General features: G+C 43.6%; 4 protein-coding genes. 3 read left to right on the forward strand and 1 reads right to left on the reverse strand.

The window, feature by feature from the left end; genetic code table 11:
* The 3 genes from Q0241_RS09435 to Q0241_RS09445 all read left to right on the forward strand — a co-directional run.
* On the forward strand, positions 1 to 1,034 hold a 1,034-nt coding region (locus Q0241_RS09435), incomplete at its 5' end, for an ABC transporter ATP-binding protein (RefSeq protein WP_299376547.1).
* Positions 1,027 to 2,025: an ABC transporter permease gene (locus Q0241_RS09440; RefSeq protein WP_299376550.1), complete on the forward strand. Its 999-nt coding sequence runs from the start codon at positions 1,027 to 1,029 to the stop codon at positions 2,023 to 2,025. The genes Q0241_RS09435 and Q0241_RS09440, both read left to right, overlap by 8 nt.
* Positions 2,022 to 2,909 carry an ABC transporter permease gene (locus tag Q0241_RS09445; RefSeq protein WP_299376553.1) on the forward strand — a complete coding sequence of 296 codons (888 nt, stop codon included), beginning with the start codon at positions 2,022 to 2,024 and terminating at the stop codon, positions 2,907 to 2,909. Before Q0241_RS09440 ends, Q0241_RS09445 begins: the two co-directional genes overlap by 4 nt.
* Positions 2,910 to 3,018: 109 nt before the next feature.
* Here the strand turns inward: Q0241_RS09445 and Q0241_RS09450 are convergent, their stop codons facing one another.
* Positions 3,019 to 3,396 (reverse strand): hypothetical protein, encoded by a 378-nt coding sequence (locus Q0241_RS09450; protein WP_299376556.1) that lies wholly within the window; start codon positions 3,394 to 3,396, stop codon positions 3,019 to 3,021.
* Positions 3,397 to 3,793: the final 397 nt, after the last annotated feature.

Genomic DNA, 3,793 nt, shown 5'->3' on the forward strand with positions numbered 1-3,793 from the left:
AAGCAAACGTAAATATCAACGGCGGCGAGTTCTTCTCGTTTTTAGGACCTTCTGGATGCGGCAAAACGACGATCCTTCGGGCAGTGTCAGGCTTTAATGAACCGACAGAAGGAACGATCCGTATCAATGGAAGCGATATGCGAGGTATTGGGCCCAACAAGCGTCCGACGGCATTAATTTTTCAGAACTTGGCTCTTTTCCCATTGATGTCTGTGGCTGATAACATTGCCTTTGGCCTAGAAGTTGAAGGTGTGAAGTATATCGAACGCCGTCGTCGGGCTGAAGAGCTTCTAGACCTTATTGCTCTGTCTGGGCAAGGTGACAAGATGGTCTCGGAACTGTCCGGTGGGCAGAAGCAGCGTGTCGCAATTGCCCGTGCTTTGGCTGTTGAACCGGAAGTTCTGCTTCTTGATGAACCACTATCGGCTCTGGATTTGAAACTGCGTCAGCATATGCGTAGCGAGTTGAGGAATATTCAACAGCGTGTCGGTATTACCTTTATTTACATTACGCATGATCAAGGCGAAGCCCTGACCATGTCTGATCGTATTGCTGTTATGTCTGCGGGCGTTATTGAGCAGGTAGGTGATGGCAGCACAATTTATAACGAACCAGAGACAGCATTTGTTGCCTCATTCGTTGGCGAAAATAACCCCTTCTACGGCAAGGTTGTTAAGGTTGATGGTGAGTATGCCCAGATCCAAAACAAATTTGGTTTGCTCAGAGGACGCAACACACAAGACATGAGTGTTGGTGATGCCGCCATTTTGTTCGTGCGTCCGGAAGCGCTCTCTCTTGTTGAAGGTAAAGATACGACACCTGCCGAAAATGTTATCGAAAGCACGATCCTTGCCGAAGAGTTTGAAGGACCTTCGATACATATTCATATGGAAGGAGATACAGAAAAACGTATATCCTTCTCTGTGAGTAACGAGGGTAAGGGCACGCATTTGAAAGTCGGCAATACGGCTAAGATTTGCTTTGACGTAAATCGGGCGATTGTGTTGCCGGAAGGAGATTTAGCTGATGAGTGATTTCCTGTCCGTATTTCTCGCTGTTGTTTTAGCTCTTCTTGTCGCACCAATGCTTCAAAAGAATACAGATACAGTTTGGGCAAGTTTGCGACAGATTACATTCGTCAAGAAAAATGGCGTGCTGGTTTCGACCTACCTACTTGGTGCTGTTTTTATCTGGGTCGGTTTAATGATTATCGCACCCCAGCTTTATATGGTGGATTTTTCATTTAGGGATGGTGCTATTGGGGGGAACCCTGATGCCTATACGCTTAAAAATTATTCCTATCTGATCTTTGGGCGTGATAGTGATGAAAACCTCTTTAATATCCTCCATCTGCAAATTTTCCTTAAAACCATTCTTGCCTCTGTTGGTGTAACGTTATTGGCATTTTTTCTTTGTTACCCAATTGCTTATTATCTTGCTCAAAGCACAAAGGGTGGCACCACACGGTTGTTTTTGATCGCTTTGATCTTACCATTTTGGGTCAATGAAATTCTAAGGGCCTTTGCCTTTCGAATTCTTTTTGGGTCGAGCGGTGTGATCAATGTCACTTTGATGGGGATGGGAATTCTGGACGAGCCCATTGATTTCATCAAGGCCGATGTCGCGATGTATGCGGGTTTGAGTTACGCCTATATTCTGCTGATGGTCTTCCCGATCTATAATGCGATTGAAAGTCTGGATCATAACCAGATTGAAGCGGCCAGAGATTTGGGATCACCGTGGTGGCGTATTCACTATCGCGTGGTTATTCCCTATGCAAAACCGGGTATTGCTTCTGGCTGTACGATGGTCTTCATGCTCTCGGCAGGTGCCTTGGCTGTTCCCCAAATCTTGGGGGGACCAAGCAGTCTCTGGTTTACCCAAATCATCTATGACTGGTTCTTCACAGGTGGTGATTGGTCGCGTGGGTCTGCCTATGCATTTGTCTTGCTCTTCTCCTGCATCATCTTTGTTTTAGCAGTGATGAAGTTCTTCAAAGTTAATTTAGGGGAGCTTGCGAAATGACCTCTGATCTTATTCAGAAGTACATGGTGCGTTTTTATATCGCGGTGTTCTTCTTATATCTTTTCGGTCCGTTGATTTTGATGGGGGTGACAGCTTTTAATACGCCGACCTTCCCGACAGCGATACCGATTGATGAGTTAACAATGAAATGGTTCTCGGTTCTTGCCAATGACAAGGATATGATAAAGGGGATCAAAAACTCGCTCTGGATTGGTTTGGGCGTTGTTTGTTTAGCCGTTCCTATTGGTTTAGCAGCAGCTTTGCTGATGTCACAGGTTCATAAGAAAGCTCAATCGATCTATTACATGATTGTTGTGTCCCCGCTATTGACACCAGGTGTTATTTTGGGGATCTCAACACTGGTTTTCTGGGATCGTCTGGGCGTTTGGGTTGATGCGGATTATAACTCTGTTTTCTACAGTGGTATTTTCCTGTCGGTCATTGGTCAATCAACCTTTATTTCGGCATATTGCATGTTGATTTTCCTGTCCAGACTGCAACGCTTTGATCGTACACAAGAAGAAGCTGCGCTTGATCTTGGGGCGACAAATGTTCAGGTGTTCTGGAAGATTCTTATTCCGTTCCTGCGACCAGCTATAGGATCGGCTGCTTTCCTGGCTTTCCTGACCAGTTTCGAAAACTACAATACAACCCTGTTTACCATTCAGGCGGAAAGTACTTTGACAACGGTTCTTGCTGGTAAAGTGAGACTGGGAACCAATCCGTCGTTAAGTGCTCTGGCTGTTGTTATTGTGGGCATTACGCTGGTTGGTGCTGTAACACATGAAATCTATCGCCGTAGAGAAATGAGACGCGAAGCACTTGCTGCGGAAGCTGCAAAAAGAGCGGCTCATATTGCTGATAAGGGTATGGCGCCTGTGTAATTAGCCTAAGTTAGAAAATTTCAGTTAAAATGAATGGCGGTAAAGTTTAAACTTTACCGCCATTTTTATTGTCTTATTAAGTCTTGATAGAGTTAGGCCTTATTGAAATCTATGCGCCACCATTACCAAAGTGTTCACCGATAATTTCTTCTTTTGTATCCAGTGAAACATCAGAGACAGATTTGGTTGGTCCTGTCTGCTGCCAAGCAATTTTCCAGAAGAGCTCTTTTTCCATTCTGAGAATTTCTATAAATGGATGATAATGTTTGATATCGAAATAGGCTGTGGCTGTTCCTTTTTTATGGTCACCATAGGGGTTTTGAGCGTTTTGCTCACCATAGTCTTTGAATACAGCTAGTCCACAATCCTTACCTTTTTCATTAAATAATCTGATGATTATCTGGGCCTTAGGCTTGTCTGCGGTCGCTTTGGTATTCAAAATCTGCACTGTATATTTTGAAATGCTATGTACGGTTGTTGGCATCATCGGCCTTTCCCCTGCAGTCATTCATATCAAGAATTTTATGCTTGTGAGCTATCTTTAAATTCTATGGCTTAAAATTTTACGGTAAGCCATAGAATAATCACAGCGATTTATACCGTATCCTATCATGTTACTGAAGCATGCTCTATGGATCACAAAATCTGGACTCACCAAATTATAGTTTCTGGTTCAAGTGGTTTTATCAATTTGGCTCAACTGGAACTATCGCCATTATGAAACCACGTGTGACACTTCGATTAAAGCAACTGTCTGTGTAATGATCCAACTAGTTCATCTGAACCTGTTTAACATATCGGTTCATTTTGTTGGATAGAGCTAAGACCCTTAGTGTTGGAAGTGAATCATGACATTAACAGAACAAATGAACGATTTTAGCGAG

It is taken from the genome of uncultured Kiloniella sp. (assembly GCF_937128705.1).
GTDB lineage: Bacteria > Pseudomonadota > Alphaproteobacteria > Kiloniellales > Kiloniellaceae > Kiloniella.

Bases quoted from the DNA above. Each gene is read 5' to 3' on its own strand.
- Q0241_RS09450 (WP_299376556.1), bottom strand. From the start codon at position 3,396: ATGATGCCAACAACCGTACATAGCATTTCAAAATATACAGTGCAGATT.
- Q0241_RS09440 (WP_299376550.1), top strand. From the start codon at position 1,027: ATGAGTGATTTCCTGTCCGTATTTCTCGCTGTTGTTTTAGCTCTTCTT.
- Q0241_RS09445 (WP_299376553.1), top strand. From the start codon at position 2,022: ATGACCTCTGATCTTATTCAGAAGTACATGGTGCGTTTTTATATCGCG.